The sequence below is a fragment of the bacterium genome, from assembly GCA_036524115.1.
Lineage (GTDB): Bacteria > JAUVQV01 > JAUVQV01 > JAUVQV01 > DATDCY01 > DATDCY01.
The window spans coordinates 1-22,872 of sequence record DATDCY010000092.1 but is presented as its reverse complement, the minus strand read 5'-3'; the positions used below and the strand labels follow the sequence as shown (position 1 = coordinate 22,872).

At 70.9% G+C, this 22,872-nt stretch carries 8 protein-coding genes; all 8 read left to right on the top strand.

Annotated features, from left to right (window positions below):
• Positions 1 to 76 precede the first annotated feature (76 nt).
• Positions 77 to 1,627 carry a hypothetical protein gene (locus VI078_04420; GenBank protein HEY5998531.1) on the top strand — a complete coding sequence of 517 codons (1,551 nt, stop codon included), beginning with the start codon at positions 77 to 79 and terminating at the stop codon, positions 1,625 to 1,627.
• Complete coding sequence (locus VI078_04415; GenBank protein ID HEY5998530.1) at positions 1,614 to 3,524, top strand: cytochrome c3 family protein; 1,911 nt, start codon at positions 1,614 to 1,616, stop codon at positions 3,522 to 3,524. Before VI078_04420 ends, VI078_04415 begins: the two co-directional genes overlap by 14 nt.
• 49 nt (positions 3,525 to 3,573) lie before the next feature.
• A complete protein-coding gene (locus tag VI078_04410; protein ID HEY5998529.1) occupies positions 3,574 to 4,044 on the top strand; it encodes a cytochrome c in 471 nt (156 codons plus the stop codon).
• Between the two features lie 50 nt (positions 4,045 to 4,094).
• Positions 4,095 to 4,700, top strand: coding sequence for an RNA polymerase sigma factor (locus VI078_04405; GenBank protein HEY5998528.1), 606 nt, complete (start codon positions 4,095 to 4,097; stop codon positions 4,698 to 4,700).
• A 65-nt stretch (positions 4,701 to 4,765) separates the two neighbouring features.
• On the top strand, positions 4,766 to 5,380 hold the full coding sequence (locus VI078_04400) for a zf-HC2 domain-containing protein (GenBank protein HEY5998527.1): 615 nt from the start codon (positions 4,766 to 4,768) through the stop codon (positions 5,378 to 5,380).
• A gap of 24 nt (positions 5,381 to 5,404) precedes the next feature.
• Entirely contained in the window at positions 5,405 to 6,001 is a 597-nt protein-coding gene (locus VI078_04395; GenBank protein ID HEY5998526.1) for a hypothetical protein, read from the top strand.
• Between the two features lie 192 nt (positions 6,002 to 6,193).
• On the top strand, positions 6,194 to 13,270 hold the full coding sequence (locus tag VI078_04390) for a CxxxxCH/CxxCH domain-containing protein (GenBank protein ID HEY5998525.1): 7,077 nt from the start codon (positions 6,194 to 6,196) through the stop codon (positions 13,268 to 13,270).
• Between the two features lie 124 nt (positions 13,271 to 13,394).
• Positions 13,395 to 22,872: CxxxxCH/CxxCH domain-containing protein (locus VI078_04385; GenBank protein ID HEY5998524.1), on the top strand; the 9,478-nt coding region annotated here is incomplete at its 3' end.

Sequence of the window (22,872 nt, the reverse complement as noted above, 5' to 3'; positions counted from 1 at the left end):
CGCCGCCTCGATGACAGTATAGCGCACGCCGCCGCACCTTGTCGGCGGGGAAAGGCTTGTGTCATCATGGGCCGCCATGCCCTGGAAGCGCGTTGCGGCCGTCGCGGGGCTCCTCGTCCTGACGGCGGGGCAGCCGCTGCCGGGGGCTGAGCCCTCCGGCCAGGTCCCGCCGCCGCAGTGGGTCGGCGCTGCGGAGGACCGCGGCCGGGCTCGCCTGACGTGGATCCGCAACCCCGCCTTCGCCGCCGTGCGCGTGTACCGCCGGCAGAGCGAGGCCGCGGCGGGGTTCGCCCCCGTGGGGGAGTCGCGCGAGAACTCCTATCTCGACGCCACTGTGCAGCCCGGGGTGGCGTACGCCTACCGGCTCGCCGGCGTCGGCAGGGACGGGCGCGAGGGACGCCCCTCCACGGAGATGGGCTTCCGCATCGCGCCGGTGACGCGCCGGTCGCCTGAGCCGCCGGACTGGGAAGGGCACCTCGTCCTCCCGGCGGGGATCGGGCTCAAGTGGTCCGCGCGCGAGGGCGAGGACGTCCTCGCCTATAACCTCTACCGCCGGGAGCTGCCCGTGGGGCAGTTCCAGCTGCTGGCCTCGTCGAAGGGCACGAGTTACCAGGACAACGCCGTCGAGGCGGGCCGGCGATACGCGTACGCGCTCACGGCGCTGGATTCCTCGTTCCGGGAGACGGCGTTCTCGGCGCCGCTCGAGCTCCTCTTCGCGCCGGCGCCGCCGGCGGCGGAGCGCCGGGCGGAGGAGACGTGGCGCGTGCGCCGGACGCGCGCCGTGGCGGTGATCGCCGCCGCCGACGTTCCCCTCCTGCGCCCCGCGGACGTCGCGGTGGGGCCGGTCACCGGCAACGTCTACCTGGCGGACTCGGGCCTCGGGCGCGTGCTCGTCTTCAGCGCGGCCGGGGGCTACCTGCGCTCGGTGGGGGCGGGCGCGGGGCCCGACGGGAAGCTGTTGCGCAACGCCATCGGCGTGGCCTGCGACGGCGAGGAGCACCTCTACGTTGCAGACGCGGGCCGCTCGGCGGTGTACGTCTTCGCGCCCGGCGGCGAGCTGCTGCGCCGGATCGACATCCCGCCGCCGGAGATCGGGGTCGCCACCGGCATCAGCGACGTCGCGGTCGGGGCCGGGGGCAGGCTCTTCGTGCTCGACAACCTCAACAACCGCGTCGGCGCGCTCGACCGCGTCGGGCAGCCGAGGTTCTTCGGGGCCCTCGGCGCGAAGGAGGGGGACCTCTCCGCCCCCACCTTCTGCGACCTCGACGCCGCAGGGAACCTCTACGTCGCCGAGGCCTTCAACGCCCGGGTCCAGGTCTTCTCGCCCGCGGGGCAGTTCGCGCGCCACTTCGGCCGCTACGTGCGCGGGCCCGGCGGCATGGGGCGGCCCAAGGGCGTCGCCGTGGACCGCTCGGGCGAGGTCTACGTCGCGGACTCGTGGCTGAACACGGTGCAGGTCTTCGACGCCGCGGGCCGGTTCGTGGCGGTGCTCGCCGACGAGGATGGCGTGCCCCTCGACCTGGGCTCCCCGAACGGGGTGGCGCTCGGGCGAGGCCGCCTCGTCGCGATCGCCGAGCGGCTCTCGGCGCGGCTGCAGATCCGGGAGATCATCGATGGGCCGCGCTGAGGGCTGCCTCGCCCTGCTCGCGCTGGCGCTCCTGGGCGCCACGACCGCGCGCGCCGCGGTGGACGGCTCGCCCCATGACATCATCGCGCAGGGATACGACGCGCCGAAGGCGGGCGCGGCGCGCGAGCGCTGCCTGCGGTGCCACCTGCCCGCCTCGGTCGTCGACAAGGGGCTCCTCGCGGAGCTCCCGCCCGTCCTCGCGCGGCAGTGGGGACCGTCGAGCGCGATGTGCTTCTCCTGCCACGACGGGACGACGATCGTCAGTCCGGACGTCGACGCGAGCCTGACAGCGTTTCACCCGCTCGCGCACGGGGCCGACCTCGGCGCCGCCGCGGCGCGGCGCGAGGGCGAGGCCGTCGCCGGCGCGGGAGAGGGCGAGCGCCTCGAGTGCGTCGCCTGCCACGACCCCCACGACAACGGACATCGACCGTTCCTGCGGCAGGACATCGCGGAGATCTGCGCGCGCTGCCATGCGGCGCAGTACGAGCTTGGCCGCGGCAAGGAGAACGTCAGCGGCAACCACCCGGTGCTGGTGGAGGCGCTCGGCGGCGGGCGCAGGGAAGCGCCGTTGACCGTCTCGGCGCCGTTCCTCACGCCGTTTCCGACGCCCTACCCGGCGCGGCAGGGCAAGGGGACGGCGGGCGTGCACTGGCAGCTCGGCGGGCACCTCAGCCAGGGCGCGGCCGGGCAGGTGCTGTGCGTCACCTGCCACGTCGTGCACGGCGACGGCCAGGGCCCGCCGCGCCGGGGGCTGCTCACGGTGGATCCGGTCGGCGCCGTTGCCGACCTGTTCTGCGAGGGCTGCCACGCGGGCGAGCGCGGTGACGCGCAGATCGACTCCGCGGCAAAGCCCAACCCGGGCGGGACGCGCACGGGCCGGACGTACCACCCCTGTGACGATGACCGCGCCAACGGCGAGGGCCGGATCGTCGAGGCCGAGGTGCCCGAGCGCTGGCCCGTGGGCGGGGACCAGCCGCCCCGGCTGCTGTGCACCACCTGTCACACGGCCCACGCCGCGGGGCCGGGCACGCTGCTGCTGCGCCCGGCGGAGCGCGCTGCCACCTTCTGCGAGGAGTGCCACGCCCAGGTCCCCGAGGGGCACCATGCGGTCGGCGGGGACCCCGGCCGCTGCCCGGACCAGACGAGGGGCGTCGGGCAGGAGCCGGCGCAGTTCGACTGTGCGCGCTGCCACCGCGCCCACAACGCCGGGCTGGGCGCCGAGGACGAGCGCGCCTTCATCCCGCTGCTGCGCGAGAGCCGGGCCGGCGACCTGCTCTGTCTCGGGTGTCACCCCGCGGACAACCCCACCTGCGATCCGACGAAGGTGCGCGACGGCTACATGGCCTCCCACTTCCGGGGCGACCCCGCGCGGCTCGACACGTACAACGACCAGGACCCGCCGGAGCGCACCGACCCCTGGCCCGAGTCCTACCTTCCGTCGACGTACGGGGGCACCGCTGGCAAGGACATCGTCTGCCTCTCGTGCCACAGCTTCGCGCGGGGCGCGCTGACCTCCGGGGACGAGGAGGACCAGCCCCACCTGCTGGCGCGGGTCGGCAACCGCATCGACTGGGTGCAGAACGAGGAGACGAAGTACCTCTGCACGGGGTGCCACGGGGTGCGCCCGGGGACGGGCTCCGGCGCGAAGGGGCACACCCACCCGCTCATGGACGCCGACGTGCTCAAGCTCGGCCTGCCGGTGCAGCCGCCCGCCTCGGCGACGTCCGCCAGCCGCATCAACTGCGACTCCTGCCATCGCTCGCACGGCGCGGCGACCGCCGGCGGCGTCTACATCCTGGAGGAGGCGCGCGGCACCAACACGGACCCGATGGCGATCCAGCCGAAGATCGACTTCACGCTCACCTGTCACCTCTGCCACGACGCGAGCAAGTACTAGGGGCCGGGAGAACGCCCGGGAGCAGTCAACGAGGAGAAAGGAGGAGGCCATGAACGCATCGCGAGCCCGCGCCGCCGCCGGTGCCGCGCTGCTCGTCGCCGGCCTTGCCGCGGGCGCCGCCGCGGGCGACGGGGAGCGGATGGAGATCCTGAAGAAGGGGAGGGACGCCTTCCTGTCCCAGTGTCTGCGCTGCCACCAGACGGCCGACGAGGCGGCGGCCGGCTACCGCAGGCAGCCGGCCTGGCGGGATGTCGTCGCCGACATGGTCGCGAGAGGGGCGCAGCTCGACCTCGCGCAGCAGGAGGCCGTCGTGCAGTACCTCTCCGGGAGGATGCTGCTCATCGCCAAGTGCAGTTCCTGCCACACCTCCAACCGGCCGCTGACGCGCAACAAGAGCCTCGAGCAGTGGCGGGCCACCGTCGAGCGGATGGTGCAGAACATGCCGGCCCCGCTGCGGCCCGGCCCCGCGCAGGTCGAGGAACTCGCGCAGTTCCTCGCCGTGGAACGCCCGTCTCTGTAGGCGGGACCCGCTGCTTCCCCGAGCGGTCGAAAGAGATTAGGCTAGCGCCCATGGACGTGAAGGCGCTCGACGATGCCGAGGTCGTCCGCCAGGTCCTCCGCGGCAAGCGGGAGCTGTTCGGCGTCCTGCTCGAGCGCTATCAGAAGCCCATCTTCAACTTCATCTACCGCTTCTACGGCAACTACGACCTGGCCCAGGAACTGACGCAGGAGACCTTCCTGCGCTGCTACCAGTTCCTCAAGAGCTACGACACGAAGCGCAAGTTCTCCACGTGGCTGTACGCCGTCGCGAAGAATCTCTGCATCGACGAGCTCAAGAAGCACAAGGCCGGGCGCGAGGTCCCGCTCGATGAGGCCATCGGCGCGGTCGATCTCAAGGAGGCCGAGGAGGGGATCCATCCGGACCAGCAGAGTCAGGTGCTCCGCAAGGAGGAAAACTTCAAGCTTCTCGAGGCGTTGCAGGAGTTGCCGACGGCGGCGCGCACCGTCCTCCTGCTGCACTACTTCCAGGGCCTTTCCTACCAGGAGATCGGCGAGGCGCTCAGCCTGCCGGTCAGCACGGTGAAGATCCGCATCTTCCGCGCGAAGAAGGCCCTGCTCGAGCACTGGCACGAGATCGGGGGCGAGGGGGAGGGGCCGGGGCTGGAGGACCCGTAACCTTTTATGTCTGCAAGAGTACTAAGAAAACGACAACTACTGGAATTGCTTGAGATGATGCACACATGCTGACCTGCCGTGACGTGGAGCTGATGCTCCAGGATCACCTCGACGGTGTCCTCCTTCCGAGCCAGCAGGAGGTGCTGGAGCGCCATTTGCGCGCCTGCGCCCCCTGCCGGGGGACGCTGGCCGGCATCGCCCGCCTGGAGGAGCGGTTCGAGGGGCACGAGGACGACGTCGACGCGCCGGCCAGCCTCTCGAGCGCCATCCTCAGCGCGCTTCCGGCCGAGGCGTACCGGCCGTCGCCGGCGGCGCGGCTGGCGCGGTACGGGGCGGTCCCGGCGCTGCTTGCGCTTCTGCTCGCCGTCGGCTTCCTCATGCGCGGCCACTACTGGCTCAAGAGCCGGAGCGCGGAGCGGGAGCTCGAAGTCTCGTTCCAGGCGCCGGCGGCGACCAGCGTGGCGATCGTCGGGGACTTCAACGGGTGGGACATCCGGCGCAACCTCCTTGTGCGCTCGTCGCATGAGGGACGCTGGGGCGCGAGGCTGCGACTGCCCCCCGGCGTGTACCAGTACAGCTTCGTCGTCGACGGCACCACATGGGAGGTGGACCCCGCGGCGCGGCAGTACGTGAACGACGGTTTCGGCGGCAGGAATTCCGTAATCATCGTGGATGGTTAGGAGACTTCGACGACAATGCGCAGCGTGCGATTGGTCTGGGGGGGGGCGCTGGTGCTCGCCGCCGCCCTGGCCGCGGGTCAGCCCGCGGCAGCGGCGGCGGCGGGCGAGGCGCGCGGACGCGGCTCCGGGAGGTCCGGGAGGCCGGCCGCGCGGGATGCCCGCGGCGACGAGGACGACCGGCTGGAGCGGGCCATCGAGGCGGCTGACCGTGCGGGCGTCGACGGGCGGGACATCCGCGACCTGCAGGACCTGTGCCGCCGCGGACGGTTCGCCGAGGAGCAGTCGCTGAGAATTTTCAGTCTTGCCGCGCAGTTGGCGCTCGAAGGGCTGCCGGTGGAGAGCTTCGCGGCGAAGGTCGGCGAGGGGGTGTCCAAGCGCATCGACCCCGACCGGATCGTCGAGGTGGCCGAGCGGCGGGCGCTCATGCTGAATCGCGCGAGATCCATCCTCAACGACATCGTCCTCGAGGGGGCCCCCGTCCACGACCGGGACGAGCTGATCCCGGACGTGGCTCAGGCGCTCGAGGCGGGGAGCACGGAGGGAAAGGTCCGGCTGGAGCTGCAAGAGGCCTTCACCGAAGGGGAATCGATGGGGGCCATCAGGCAGCGAATATTCCCTTAGGACGGTGGGGGCGTCCGTGCTACAATCCGTCACCTTGGGGACATGATGGGGAGAGCCAGCAACACGAGCGTGCGCTGGGGGGCGATCGCTGTCGCCCTCCTGTTGCTTTTTCCGTTAGCGGTCGCGCCCGGGACAGCAGGCGCCGCCGTCATCGGGTCGAAGCATGATTTCGCCACGACCGGGGTCCCGCTCATGGGCCGCGGGCCCTGCGGCCCCTGCCACGTCCCGCACGTCGCCGGCGGCGCCCGGCTCTGGAGCCGGAGCCTCGCGGACGAGGCGGGCTTCTACAACCAGACATCGGATCCCAACTACGTGCCCGGCGCCAGCCTCCAGTGCTACGACTGCCACGACGACGGCGTGTCCGTCGCGGACCGGGACCCGCCCGCCGAGACCTGGAGCATCAACAAGGCGCCGCAGGACATCGCGCTCGGGGGGACCCTCGGCGGCGTCCCGCTGATCGGCTACTACGAGGAGGCCGATGGCACCCTGCCGACGGGCGCGTCCGCCGTGCCGCCCTCGCCGCCGACGGACGGCTCGCCGACCGGCGGCCACTATTGGAAGACCGAGCCGTCGGACTCCCCGGACCGGCGCAAGCGCGGCGACAAGATCGCCTGCGCGCTCTGCCACGACCCGCACGGCAAGGTCACGGGGACAAACATGGCTTTCTTCCGCACGGTCTCCGGCGACGGCACCGCGGTCACGCTCGTCGACGGGGCGAAGTCCAGCAAGAACACCCGCTCGGGCGCCGACATGGGGACGAGCGCGGGCAACGGGCGCTCCATGTGCGAGTCCTGCCACGGGAATTCGAACCAGGGCGCCCAGCAGACCTTCTACAGCGTGCAGGTCCCCAAGCCGACCGACGGCGTCCCGGAGCACGTGTACTCCAGTTCCGACGCCGCGACCGCCTGCACCGACTGCCACCCCCACAACCGGCCCGCGGGCTGCGACCAGTGTCATGCGTACCCGCCGCTGGTGGCGACCCCCTTCGACCGACTCAACAACCCGCAGGGACAGTCCTACGAGGGCGGCGCCGGCGCGCACCGCCGCCACCTGGATGCCCTCGGCGCGGACATCTTCAAGTGCGAGGTCTGCCACGGCCCCAACCCCGGCCGCACCACGACCACCTGGCACGCCTGGGACGATGCCGCCAACCGGGGCGCCACGGTCGTCGCCCAGCAGAACGTGGACATCATCGGCCAGACCGCCTACTGGGGCGCCGGCAGCGGCTACGCGGGCGCCGGCAGCTCGATCGCGGTCCCGAGCGGCTACGCCTTCACGGCCAAGGGCGGGAAGGACGGCGCGGTTGGCGGACGCTGCTACAACCTCACCTGCCACGGGAACCCGCCGCAGAACACGGGGTCGGCCTTCCTGAACTGGGACGACGACATGGTGGACGACGCGACCGGCCCGACGAAAGGCGACTTCGTCGGCGACGGGGCGGCGATCTGCAAGTGGTGCCACGACGGCACGCCCGCGCGCATCGGCACGGGGCCGTACGCCCCGAACGTGCTCGGCGACAACAACGGCGCGTCGGGGACGTGGGATACGGGGACTTGGGGCGCCGACGTCAACGGGCACGGCCTGGCCGCCGGCAACTACGAGAAGGACCTGGTCGGCGAGGCCACGCGGACGGGCCTCCCCGCGGCGAACAAGGGGTGCGCCGTCTGCCACGACGCGACGTACTCCACCAACGCGCTGCCGGCGCCGAACACGCCGACCAAGACGCACTACGGCGGCACGAGCAAGCGCCTGCGGGACACGGTCAACGGCCAGCCGGGGATCGCGGACGACGCCGACAAGACCTGCCTCGCGTGTCATCAGGTCGTTAGCGGGCCGGACGTCGCCTCTCCGGACGGCCGAGTAGTGGCGCACGGGAACTCCGACGGAGACGGCTACCGGCCGCCAAAGGAACCAGACCAGTTTGTCCGCAACTGCCGCCAATGTCACGAGCCTCACGGGGCGAACTGGAACGGGGTGAATCCGAATCCCCGTAACCTGCACATGATCGGCAAATGGGTTGACGTCAACGGCAACGGCCTCCCTGACGGTGGCGCGATGGGGCCCGAGGCCGCGCGTGTGGACTCCGACGCAACCGACAGCACTACGAACATCGACACGAATGACTTGGCGGTGATTACCAAGTCCTCCGGAAATCCGTCGTCAGTCTTTCCGGACCCGCGGGCGGACGACTCCTGGGATGACGGCAACAACGATGGGCTCTCGCCACCCGACAGCCTCTGCGTCGTCTGCCATGTCAGTCTTTCGCAACCCCACAGCATGAGAAGTACCAGTGTCCCCCAAGGAACGGGACACTTGGTCGTCGGGACGGAGTGTCGGATCTGTCACAAACACGGCACGCTGGATACGCACCCGAACAAGGCTCCCGACGCCTTCGGCCCGCTCTCGTGCTTTGCCTGCCATGGCGTCGCGCCTCTCGACACGCCTCCCTCCGGCGCGTTCGCGGGGCAATACTGGCCTTCGGGGGCCAGCTCCAAGGTGCCGGATTACGATTATGCAAACGACCAGCCGGGCGCCCACCTCAACCACATCGAGGCGATAGGTCAGCAAGTCTTCGGGGAGACCGCCGCCCAGCTCGTGACGAACACCGCCTTGTCCTCCTACGAGAAGCAGCTCGTGGTCTGCAGCTTCTGCCACTTTGATCCCGGAGGAGCATCGGGCGCGGACCCCAATCCCCACTTCAACAACACCAACCTCGACAACTCCCCGACGGGGAGAGTCGATGTCAAGCAGGGCACCGGCGGGGGGCGCGACTTCTTCAAGTTCACGACGGGGCCCGGCCCGTTCGGGCACGCGAACTACTCGGCCGACCCGAGCGGCGGGGGCTATAGCTTCGCCGGCGCGAACGACGGCACCTGCGCCAATCTCGTCTGCCACAACCAGACGCGGACGCCATCCTCCTGGAACAGCAACCCGCTGCCGTGGTATGACGCCGGCAACAACTGGCAGGGCAACGCCACCTGCTCGAACATCAACTGCCACGCCGCCGGGACCTACACGAACGCCCACGCCACGCACGTGAACGGGACCAACGTGCCCGCCGGCAAGTCCTATCAATGCTACGAGTGCCACGCGAACAACACCGGCGCCCCGGGCCACGGCAACGGCAAGATCGACATGGTCTGGACCAACGCGGCCTCGCTCGAGGCGAAGCGTGGCGACGGCAACGGCGCCTACGCCAAGGGCACCGCGTTCGCCTACAAGGACGGCACCTACAACGCCACCTGCAGCCTGCTCTACTGTCACGGCGGCGACAACCCCGGGCCGCCGCCGGGGGGCTGGGACGGCGGGAACGTCACGCCGGCGTGGGACAATTCCGCGGGCGTCTACTGCGGCTCCTGCCACGACGCCAACGGCTCCGATGCCGTGAACCCGGGCGGCCTCGACGTCTTCGCCACGGGCAACCACCCCGTGCACCTCAACGACACGTGGGGGCCGCACTTCGCGCAGCCCCCGGGCACGCCGCAGACCTCCTGCCTGGGCACGGCGACCACCGGCTGCCACACCGACTACCAGCGCACGACCGCGACACACGTGGACGGCTCGGCCGAGTTCAGGAACATCGCCGCGTCCCCGGCCTTCTCGCTGCTCGGCACGCAGGCCGTGACGACCCCGACCGCCGCCGAGACCGACCGCTGCAGCTACTGTCACTCGACGCTGGAGGTGACCGCCAACGTCGCGGGGCCGGCGGTGCTCACCGGCGCGGGCGCGGCGCTGGCCAAGATCAACTGGGTCGATCAGGCCTTCAAGCTCCCGTGCGTGACCTGCCACAACCCGGCGTTGACCGGCGCCACGACCTACCCGAACGGCACCGGGCTCAAGGCGCCCGACCTGCTCGGCGACGACCTCAACTACGGCGCCGAGGTGCGCGGGCACAACCGCTCCGCGGCCGACGGCGCCTACGCGCTGGCGACGAACCCCGCGGCGGCGCTGCTCTGCACCGAGTGCCACGACGCGAGCGCCCCGCACATCAACGGCTCCAACGACACGGGCCTGCGTCCCGGGAACCGCATCGCGATCATCGTCAACGGGCAGAGCCCGGGCACGGTCCGCGAGGTCTGCCGGGCCTGCCACGCGACGGCGAAGACCACGCCCCCCTCGGCGCAGGTTGAGCGCAACCGCGCGGTCAATTCCCACGGCAACAACAACCATTCGTTCATCGAGCCCGGGGCGTTCGCGCTGCAGTGCGAGCAGTGCCACGAGCCCCACGGGATGACGTACAACGGCGCCGGCTATAACATCCAGATGATCTCGCCGAACATCGTCGTGAACACGCCTTCCGACCCCGGGACGGACACCGTCGCCAGCGGCGTGCGATTCGAGGCGCTCACGGGGCCGTTCTCCTTCAGCGACGGCGTGGCGCCGGAGGGCACCGCCCTCTGCGTCGTGTGCCACAGGAACTCGAACAACCCCGGGTACTCCATGACGTACACCAACGCCGCGAACGGCTCGCACGACGACTGGAACATGGCCTACACCAACGACGAGCGCGGCACCAACTGCTCGACCTGCCACACCCACAACCAGGACTACCCGCGCAACACCACGAACATCGACACGATCGACGGCTTCATGCCGGTGGACTGCAACGCCTGCCACACCTATCCGGGCAAGGACAACCTCGGGGCGCTGCCGACGTACCGCGAGCAAAGCGCGCCGGCGACGCACCGCCTCAGCGCCTCGCACGACCAGCACGTGGGCGTGCCCAATGGCGAGACCGCGCCGGTCCCCAACTACGGCGCCATCTTCAACTGCTCGTTCTGCCACTACCAGAGCAGCCACAACGACCGCGAGCTCAACGCGGGCGACGCCTGGTCGGGCGTCACCCAGGCGATGGTGCAGGTCCGCTTCAACGGCACCTGGAACCCGGCCGCGACGAACCCGGCGGACCGGACTCAGGACTCGCCCTCTTACGACGAGGGGGCGCAGACCTGCAGCAATCTCTACTGCCACGGCGATGACACCGGCCGCTTCCCCGCGGCCGACCAGGGGACCAACACCACGCCGGCCTGGGGCAATGCGGCGACCGCCAACTGCGGCACCTGCCACCGCTACACCGCGGCGGCGCCGCCCGGTGCCCAGGCGCACGCGAAGCACGCCGGCAACGGAGCCGGGTACGCGATCGGCTGCGCCGTCTGCCACTACGGGACGACGCAGGACGGCACGACGATCCAGAGCGTCGCGCTGCACGTGAGCAGGTCCTCGGAGATCTTCTTCAACGGCGCCATCGACCCGCGGGTCCATGTGAACAGCTCCTACGACGGCGACACCACGACCGGCACGGGGTTCGGCGCGTGCGCCGCGACCTACTGCCACAGCAACGGCGCGGACCGGACGGCCCCCTACGACAGCGCCCCGGGCGGCAGCGCCGCTCCCGCGGTGCAACTCGCGTGGGACCAGACCGGCGGCGGCTGCTGGAACTGCCATGGCAACGGGACTGACGACCCCGCCCCGCCCTACCCAAACAACGGGATCTCCCCAAACGGCACGCCCAAGGCGAACAAGCACCCGATCCACACCGGGACCGGCGACCCCGCCGCCACGCCGAACACCAATGGCTACGGCTGCGCCGTCTGTCACTGGCTGACGGTGCACGACAATACGAGCGTCGTGGCGATCGCGAACCACGTCAACCGCACCTATGACGTTGCCCCCAGCGGCGCGGCCTCGACGCTGTGGCAGTTCGCCCCCGCCGCGGGCAGCTGCAACAGTATCAACTGCCACGGCGGGGCCAGCGGCGTCTCGTGGGGCCTGGCCGGGCCGATCGCCTGCGGCGACTGCCACGCGCAGGTTGCGGGGGCCAGGGCCGCGTCGGACGTGAACGAGTTCCACTGGGACGGCTCCAGCCAGTCCAAGATCAGCAACGCCGTGGGCGGTGAGTGGGAGACGCGGGGGCACGGGGCCAAGTCGGTGGCGTGCGCCGGGTGCCACGCCAGCACCGTCGGCCACGACACGACGGCGAACCTCTCGGGGGCGAACCCGTTCCGCCTCGCCGCGAACGGCGGCACCGGGCCGGGGAGCTTCACCTGCTCGAACACCGGCATCGGCTGCCACAGCGCGCGGCCGGTGAGCCTGGTCAAGGACCACACGGGCGCGGAGATGAGCGCGTCCGGCTACACCCCGCAGGTGGATTCCTGGAGCTTCACGCCCAAGTGCGCAGACTGCCACGACCCGCACGGGGACGACGCGAACCTGCACATGGTCTCGCGCGAACTGGTCGAGGGCTCGGGGCCCAACTGGGTGCCGGCGGTCTGGCCGCCCGAGAAGTCGAACCTGGTCTTCACGGACGACTCGACCGGCGCGGACGACACCGGGAACAGCTACGCCAACCTGAGCTCGCCGCAGACCAGCCTCTGCCAGCAGTGCCACCGGCAGAACGATCCGGACTTCACCTCGTTCAAGCACGGCTTCGCCGGGATCTCGACGGCGACGCACCCGACCCAGGGCGGGAACCCCGGCGACTGCTCCTACTGCCACCGGCACCGGTCGGCCTTCGCGCCGACGGGGTGCGAGGGGTGTCACAACGGCGACGGCGACTGGGACGGCACCTGGACCGGCGTCGGCTACGATCCCGACGGCACCGGCCCCAAGGCCGCCGCTCCCAACGTGATGGGCGACGGCGTCAAGCCCGATGGCGACGGCATGGACCCGAAGCCCTACGACGACGGGCTGTACGGCTTCAACGTGAACGGCCACGGCGCGAACGGGACGGCGCGGAACACGCCGGTTGACAGCGTGGGCCAGCCGATGCTGTCGATGAACGCGGAGTGCACGGACTGCCACAACATCGCCATCCCCACCGGGACGCACCTCGATGGCACGCTCAACTCCGTGGAATTGAAGCAGAACAAGAACGTGAACACGGCGCACCTGAACGCGACCTACATCGGGACCTCCACGCCGGACTGGAACGTGCAGCTCACGCTCGACAACGGCTGCGCGTACCAGTGCCACTCCTCGAAGGGCCGGCACCGCCACAACCAGGACGATGTGATCCCGGCGCCGGGGGTGGTGCGCTTCGGCAAGCAGGGCTCCGTCCTGAACGGCCAGGGTGTCGTCTTCCCGATCGACGTGCACCTGTCCACAAACGCTCCGGACTGGCCGGCGGATGGGGTGACCAACTTCGACTACGCGGTGTGCATTTCCTGCCACAACCCGCACGGCACGAGCACGGTGGACGGTTCGTATCCCAACAATTCGATGCTCCGGGACGAGCGGAGCGAGACGTTGTGCAAGCGGTGCCACAACTAGGGGGCGTTTGATCCGAGGTAACGGGAAGCGGCCGACGGCCGTATAGGTATTCGATCGAGGTTGTCCCCACCGTGGGGTCGGGGGGGCAGCCGGCGATTGGTTTCACGCTGAAGGGGAGGGTTTCATGAGGCGCGAAGACCGGCAGCACGAGGGCGGCAGATACCGCCGCATCGCCCAAACCGCGATGCCCTGGCTGCCGGCGGTCATGGCGCTCGCGTGGCTGCTCGCGGGAGAGGTGCGCCCGGCGGCCGCCCTCCACTACGTCCAGGAGGGGCTCGGCTGCTACTCCTGCCACACGCTGGACGCCGAGGAAGGCGAGCCGAACACGAGCTTCATCAACCGCACCTCGCGCACGGTGATCGACATGAAGGTGGCCTACAACCCGGTGACCCCGACCGTCCCGGCGCAGTTCGGCTGCACCTACTGCCACAACATCGGCACGCGCAACAGCATGAAGGCCGTCCTCGGCCACTTCTCCGGGAAGGCCTCGATGCACCCCGTCGGAAAGAACTTCGCCACCGGCGTCGACACCAGCCACGAGTACACGAGCACGTGGGGCACCTCGTACCAGAACGAGCTGGACTGCGTCGACTGCCACGACGTCGAGGGATTGGGCGACGGGCGCGACGACGTCAGCACCCCGGGGGTGGACGAGAGCACGGACGGCAACCCGGCGACCTCGGGGCTGAGCGCGGAGTTCGGGAACAAGTACCCGGAGCACGGGCGGGCGGCCTACGCGTACAACCCCTACATGCTCCGCAGCGTGACAGCGGCGAACCAGTACGACCCGCTCTGCCGGGTCTGCCACGGCAACACCGCGCCGCGCGTGAAGGGGACCGGCGCGGCGAACGACGTGCACCTCAACGCGACGTCGGCGCACGCGGACGGCGTCCCGGTGGGCAGCGGCGGCAGCGGGCCGATCGTCGAGGACGACGGCACCCAGCTGAAGACGACGGCCGCCGGCGGCAACGACCAGTGCCGCTCCTGCCACGACACGCACTACTCGAGCAAGCAGAAGCTCTTCAACGACGGGCACGAGCACGTCAACGGCACGGGCGCCCTCGAGACGGCGCTGGACGTCGGCACGGACTGCACGTCGGCCTGCCACTACCCGGGCGACGCCGCCGGGTACACCGGGGACGGGCCGGGGCAGAACACGTTCACGCGGCACGGCCACGGGATGCCGACCTCCTCGACGGGCAGGACGTTGAACTTCGGCTGCGGCAACTGCCACACCGTCAACGCGCAACACGACTCGCCGTACACGGACACGCGGGCGGGCAAGATGTTCGCCTCGGTGCCGGACCCGCAGCTCTCGAGCTACGGCAAGTCGCAGCGCTCGATCTGCTACACCTGCCACGGCGAGAAGATCGCGCACAACCCGGGCGGCTCGAGCGTCGGCTGCGTCGACTGCCACGACGAGCACGCCGAGGGCGTCGGCGCGACCAGCAACATCATGATGATCCCCCAGCAGCTGCCGAACCGCTCCACGGGCTCGACCGAGCTGACCATCTTCGAGCACAACAGCAACACGACGGACTTCGACTACTACATCAACGACAACAGCGCGCCGCACGTCAGCGCCGCGGGCATCTGCGACAACGGCGTCTGCCACGCGGGGGTGAAGTCGCAGGACGGGACGGACGTCACGCCGCTGAGCACGCTGATGTCGAACAACCACCACAGCGGGCAGGACCAGCTGCCGCTGTCGTCCTGCACGGGCTGCCACGACCACGATGACACGACCACCGGCGGCTCCTTCGGCGGCGCGGGCGGCACCTGCAACTCGTGCCACGGCTACCCGCCGAACAGCCTCGGCACCGGCGTCGCGGACTACTACCTCGTGGACCCCTACTACAACGAGGGCCGCACGCCCCACCAGCGCCACGCCGGCCTCCCGACCGGCGTCAGCCCCGGCTACAACTTCTCGTGCCGCATGTGCCACTACCAGGGGACGAACGGGCTGACGCACCGCTCGAGCCCGAACACGTACCGCTCGATCTGGTTCGACCCGAGCTGGAACCCGTCGGCGACCGCCTTCAACCCGGCCGACCCGGTCCCGCAGGCCACCCCCAACTACACCTGGGACCCCGCCGCCAACGGCTTCCGCTGCTCCCAGATCTACTGCCACTCCAACGGCTCGTCGACCAGCGCCGTCGGCACGGCGGTCTGGATGACGGGCTTCAACACCCCGGACTACTTCGTCAACGACCTCAAGTGCGACGCCTGCCACGGCGACGGCAACGGCGACGGCGTCGGCCGCTGGTACCCGAACGACGCGGCCGGCAACCACGCCCGGCACGTCGGCAAGAACGTCGGCTGCGAGAACTGCCACTACACGACGACCACCGACGGCACGACGATCAACGTCTCCAGCGGCCAGCACGTCGACCGCACGAAGGACGTCTCGGCCGGCGGGCACTTCAACGGGACCGCCGCGGCGAACGCCGTGACCTTCGGCTGGACCGAAGCGAGCAAGACCTGCGACAACGTCAGCTGCCACAGCGGTCGGCGCTTCACCGCCGCCCCGATCACCTGGAACACGGTGCCCACGGCCAACTCCTGCACGGACTGCCACAACAACGGCACGGCCGACGGCAATCTCGCCAACTCCTGGCCGGCGACGAGCCCGACGGCCGACGAGCACCCGCTGCACGCCGGCACCCAGTCCGCGCCCACGCTCGGCTACGCCTACGCCTGCACGAACTGCCACCCGAACAACCGCTGGGACGGCGGCACGTCGACGTTCATCCACGAGAACCTCGACAAGAGCACCAACGTCGTCTTCGACGGAAACTTTGTCGCGGGCGGAACGTTCGACGCCAGCGCGAGCACCTGCTCGACGACGTACTGTCACGGCAACGGCACGACGTGGGTCCCCGACTGGGACGACAGGCTCTACCGCGACGCCGGCGCCAACACCCGGGCGCCCTACTGCGACGCCTGCCACGGCACGGCGGGGCTGACGACCGGGCGGCCGAACTCGCCGGCGGCGGGCGGGCGGCACACCGGGACAGCGCACGCCGCGCTGGCCTGCACCTCCTGCCACCCGAACGACAACGCGAACCACGCCCTCCACGCCCAGGGGCCGGCACAGTCCTCACCGGTCCGCTCCGACGCGGGCATGGCGGCGACGGTTGACACCGCCCCCTACTGGCGCGCCGGGACCGCCTCCACGGACCAGGGCTTCTTGTGGACGGGGGGCACCTGCGGCGACATGACGACCGGCTGCCACCCGGCGGCCGCGTGGGGCCAGCCTGCCGGCTGCGCCCTCTGCCACGGCAACCGCGTCGCCGGCACGGCGTGGCCGGACGGCACCGTGCCGCCCTGGCCGGACGCGAACCCGTCGCCGCCCCCGCGCGGCAGCTACTACTTCGACGACGACGCCGGCTCGCACGAAACGCACATCGCGGCGCTGCGGGCGCGCGAGGGCTTCACGCTGAGCCAGGCCGACCAGACGGCCATGTGCGCCTACTGTCACCCGGCCCCGGGGAGCGCGCTGCACCGCAACAACTCCGCCGGCGTGCCGACCAACCCGGTCAACCGCGTCGACGTCCTCAACGACAGCTACGCGGGGAACGCGGGCACGTTCGGCAGGATCGACGCGGCGGCGGACCTGACGATGACGCTCGACGGCCACACGGCCGCGGCCTACAACAACACGGCGCGCACCTGCAGCGCCTCGGACTGCCACTACGAGAAGCCGACGCCGTCGCCGTCGTCCATCCCCGCCTACGCCAGCGGCTGGGACAGCGGCGACTCGGTCGCGCCGAACTGCGAGAGCTGCCACTTCACCCGCGGCGTCGTCAACTCCGTGACCTACCCGACGCGGGCCTATGTCCACGGCAACGCCACCGCCAACTTCGCCGACGGCGACCTGCCGGATGCCCACATCACCCACGTGGGCGGCATCGCGCCGCCGAGTGCGTGGCAGGGGCTCGACTACCCCTGCGCGTACTGCCACGACGTGACCGGCTACACGACGGCGCACGTCGACGGCTCCATCGGCCTGAGCCCCGCGGGCAGCCCGAACCGGAACTTCGACGGCAACACAACCGACGAGGCCATGACGCCGACGAGCACCGCGGTGAAGTACGGCACGGGGGCGAACACGACCTGCACGAACCTGTACTGCCACGGCGCGGACTTCGGCGCCCTGACGCAGGGGATCGACGTGAGCCCGGTGTGGAACAGCTACACCACCGGCTCCTGCGGCGACTGCCACGACGTCGACACCGAGAACGATGACACCTTCAAGCAGCCCCTCACCCAGGGCGCGCACGCCACCCACATGGCCGGCAAGACGGGCAACCCCTCGTGGGGGCCCGGGATCCAGACCCACGCCAACCGCTGCAACATCTGTCACGGCTCGTACACGCTGACCGGTTCCTGCGAGAACTGCCACGGCGGCAGCCCCGGCGGCGATGAGCCCGGGACGGCGCCGGACCAGGGCCGCGCGGACTTCCCCTCGCGCAGCCACGTCAACGGCAGCTTTGCGCTAGATTTCGAGGGCCTCGACCGCAACGGTCGCGACGCGTTCTACGCCCTGGGCTACGCGCAGCCCGGCACGGTCGCGACGCTGGCGTCGACGGACGTCTGCAACCGCTGCCACTCCACGGCCACCGTCGGCGGCAGCGTCGGCGCCACGGTTGCCAAGACGAACTGGCCGACGGCCACCCGGATCACGGACTGCCTCCTCTGCCACAACACCGCGTCCCCGGCGACGCAGTACGCGGACGGGACCGGGACGGCGGCCCCGGCGAAGGACTCGTTCTACGCGGCGAACGGCCACGGCAACAGTGCCGCGTTCAGCGCGACGCTCCATGGCCAGAGCGGACCCGGCTACGCCTGCCAGATCTGCCACACCGAGAACGCGCAGCACATCACCGGCGCGCTCGGCCAGACCCGCCTCGAGACGATCCCGGCGGAGAGCCCGGCACTGGCCTACACCACGACGAACAGCGAGTTCTGCCTCGGCTGCCACAAGGTCGGCGGCACGGGCGTCACCCTGCCGAACGCCGGCGGGACGCCGACGCTCTACAACTCGGTCGCCAAGGCGACGGTGCACTCCGGCGGCGTGAACAACCACTACAACACGAACGGGCTGGCGCCCCAGGCCTTCCCCGCCTACGGCGACAGCGCCTCCGCGTACGCCACGAACCCCGGCTACCAGTGCGACGCCTGCCACGACCCGCACGGGACCCCCAAGGTCGCGATGGTCCTCCCGACGCTGGATGGGCACCTCGGCGGGACGTCGAACCCCGTGGCGGTCAGCGGTTTTGCCTCGGGCGCCGGCGACCTGACCGGCCTCGACCCGACGACGGGGACGAACGACGGCGTGTGCGACGCCTGCCACCGCGGGTCCGGCGACACCATGGCGCACCCCGACACGACTCCGCCCGGCGAGGCCGTGAACGGCAACCACTTCCAGGGCCGCACCGGCAGCGCCTGCATGGCGTGCCACTCCCACTCGGAAAGCTTCCAGGGAAGTTGCGCGCGCTGCCACGGCAACGAGACGACCGGGCAGATCTGGCCGGACGGAAACCCCGCCAACAACAGCGGCCAGACGCCGCAGAACGCCTACGCCGACACGGAGGTCGGCTCGCACACCGCGCACATCGCGCTGCTCGTCGCCAAGGAGAACTTCTCGGCGACCAGCCCGGAGGACCAGATCGCGATGTGCGCCTACTGCCACCCGAACCCGGGCGGCATCGGGCACGAGACCAACACCACCGGCAGCCCGGCGACCCAGGTCGACCTGATCAACGACGGCTTCAACGTGGGGACGTACAAGCGCATCGACGGGGTCAGCGACCTCGCCGGCGCCAACGACGTGCACACGAACGGCACCTACAACCAGGGGACGAAGACCTGCTCCGGGATGGACTGCCACTACGAGAAGCCGACGCCGGCGTACGGCCCGGGGGCGGGCACCGTCGGCTGGGACGGCGGCAACGAGAACACGCCGTCGTGTGCGACCTGCCACACCGACGACTCCACGTACAACGCCGGCGACCTGCCGAACGCCCACGCGAAGCACGTCGACGAGATCGCCGACGGCGGCTACAACTTCGCCTGCGCCCAGTGCCACCCGGCCTGGGCGAGCACGCAGCACCTCAACGGCGCCGTCGACATCGCCTTCACGCCCGGCAGCACAACGGGCGAGCCCGGCGGCGTCCTCGGCTCGCAGAGTGGCAGCGACCTCGTGGTCAAGTACGGGCAGACCGACGGCGGCGCGACCTTCCGCTACGCCACCTGCATCGGCCTGTACTGCCACGGCGCGGACAGCCCGTTCCCGGCGTCCAACGGCGGCAGCGACACGACGCCGGTCTGGGACACCCCCTCGACCGGCGCCTGCGGCACCTGCCACGGGCGGACGGCCGCCGCGCCGCCGCGCAGCAACGCGCACATCGTCCACGCCGGCAACACGGCGCAGGTGCCGGCCGGGTACAGCCTCGCGTGCAACCTCTGCCACTACGCGACGACGACCAACGGCACGAGCGTCACGAGTCTGCCGGCGCACGTGAACTACTCGGCGGACGTCGCCTTCGACGGGAGCGACGCGCGGCTGCACACGAACTCGAGCGCGCCGCCGGTGAGCGCGTACCTCGGCGACGCCGTCGTCGGCTCCGGGTTCGGGGCGTGCAACAACACCTACTGCCACAGCCCGGGCACCGACCGCACCAAGCCGTTCACGATCGCGCCGAACACCGCGGTGGCCTGGAACGTCTCGGGCGCGACGTGCGCGGTCTGCCACGGCGCGCCCCCCGCGTACGCCGACGGGACGTCCGTCGAGGGCACGCCGAAGGCGAACAAGCACGCGCGGCACGAGGCGCAGGGGTACACGGAATGCCTGACCTGCCACAGCGCGACGGTCTCCGGCAACAGCGCGATCGCGAGCCCGGGCGGCTTCGTCGTCCACGTCAACGCCACGTACAACGCCGCGCCGAACGCGGCCAACGGGGCGCTCAACACCTTCACCTACTCGGCGGGGACCTGCTCGACGACGAACTGCCACGGCGGCAACAGCGTCGCCTGGAGCGCGACCACGATGAGCTGCGATATCTGCCACGGCGAGAGCGGCGGCAGCCCCGTCGACGGCGACGTGAACAACTTCGCGATGCGCGACTGGACGCAGTCCAAGGTCGACGCCGCCGGCTCGGTCGCCGAGTACGGCGCGGCCGGCCACGGCGTCAAGGGCGTCGCGTGCAGCGGCTGCCACAGCTCCGCGGTCAATCACGACGCGACCGGCGCCCCCGGGTCCAACACCCTGCCCGGGTCGAACCCCTTCCGCCTGATCGACCAGGACGGCAACAGCGGCAACGGCGTGCAGTTCAGCTGCACCTGGGGCGGCGACGCCGGCCAGTGTCACGACGGCTCGCCCACGCTGAGCGTCGGGGCGGTGCACAACCATTCGAGCACCGACATGGTCAACGCCGGGTACACCCCCCAGGTCAACACCTGGGGCTTCACCCCGCAGTGTCTCTCCTGCCACGACCCGCACGGCGACCAGGCCACGGGACAGGCGACGGGCAACCTCGCGATGATCCAGCGCGAGCTCTACGAGACCGCCTTCAACGTGCCCGCGGGGCCGCCGCCGGCGGCGCCGACCGAGCAGACCGACCTGGTCTTCACGAACCTCACGGGCGTGGCCTCCGGCTCGTACGCCTGGACCAACACCGCCACGCCGAACTTCAGCGGCGTCTGCCAGGAGTGCCACGAGACCGCGGACCCGGACTTCCCGTCGTTCAGGGACGGCGTGAGCGCCTCGGTCCTGCCCCACCCGGACGCAGGCGGGAACCCCGGCGACTGCGTCGCCTGCCACCCGCACAGCGGCGGCTTCCGGCCGCCGGGCTGCAGCGACTGCCATGGCAATGCGACGAACGGGACCTACTGGCCCGACGGCTCGACGTCGCACCAGGCGAACCATGCCGGTCGTCACCCCCTGCACATCCAGCAGATCGCGGCGCGCCTGTCGCTGATTCCGCCGTACAACGACACCCAGCAGAAGCAGATGTGCGAGTACTGCCACGCGGCGGTGACGAACGACGACGACCACGGCTCGACGGCGGCGCTTCCGGCCGAGGTCTTTGTGAACACCGTCGGCGGCACGCCCACGCGCTTCGCGAAGCGGATCTGGAGCGGCGGGGCCGACGCGGATGCGGCCTACGACATCGCCGCCGGCGGCACCTGCGCGACGGTGGACTGTCACAACAACAAGACGACGACGAACACGCCGGGCGTGGACTTCTCCTGGAACGGGAACACGACGAACAACACGACGGCCTGCGTGATGTGCCACACGGACGTGACGACGGAGACGACGCACACGGCGCACACCAACGGCAGCGCCACCTTCGGCTACGGCGTGATCTGCTCGGACTGCCACAACGAGGCCATCGCGTTCGGCTCGCCGGGGACGCCGCCCTCCGCCAACCACCTCAACGGCAGCTTCACCGCCGGGTCGACGACGGTCCGCGGCGGGACGTTCACGGTCAACTACACCGGCTTCGCGTACCCGGGGACGAAGGGGACGTGCGGCACGAACATCTGCCACACCTCCGGCTACCTCACCGGCAGCCTCGTGCCCCCGCGGACGGCCGCGTACTCGTGGGGCACGACGATCGCGGGGTGCCAGGCCTGCCACGAGGACACGGCGGCGCTCGCGAGCTACTCGCACCCGGCGCACCTGACGACGACGACCGGCGGCGGCGCGCAGTGCGGCGACTGCCACACGGCGGGTTCGGCGGTGACGCACCTGAACGCGTCCGTCAACTTCGGCGGCGCGGTGATCACGGCGGATGCGGTGTACACGGGCGACCGGCGGATCAATGTCGGGGCGACGTTCGGTACCTGCGGGCTCAACACCTGCCACAACAACGGGCAGGCGGCGAACGCGGACTCGGCGTACACGTGGGGGACGGTGCTCGGCGGCGGGACGAACTCGTGCTCGGAGTGCCACGGGACAGCGGCGTCGATGACGACGCAGGCTCACCCGGCGCACCTGGCCGCGAGCGCGCTGTTCGGGCGGACCATCGGCTGCACCGACTGCCACGGGCTGAGCGCGCAGACCGCGACGACGCACGCCAACGGGACGGTCAACTTCCGCGCCGGCGGCGTGGCCTTCACCTACGGCGCGGCGGCGGACGCGGTGGTCGCCGCGGGCGGCGGGACCTTCGGCTCCTGCGGGACGAACGCCTGTCACAACAACGGCTCGGCGGGCGCGCCGAACGTGAATCCGTACGCGTGGGACTCGGCGCAGGCCAACTGCACCCTCTGCCACCAGGACGGCGCGGGCATGGTGACGAACGCCCACGACGAGCACCTGCGCTACCCGGTGGCGCCGTGCACGGAGTGCCACGCGTCGGCCACGGCGGCGACGCACATCAACCAGAGCGTGAACCTTTCGGCGGCGAACGTGGGCTACTCCCGCGGCGCGGCCGTGGCCCTCGGAGGGCCGGCGAGCGGCACGTGCACGACGGCCAACTGCCACAACCGGGGCGCGGCACAGTCGGCGGCGTGGAACACGACGGGGGATCTGGCGTGCGACGCGTGCCACTACTGGTCGGCGGTGCCGACGGTGTCGGGGGACACGGGGCACT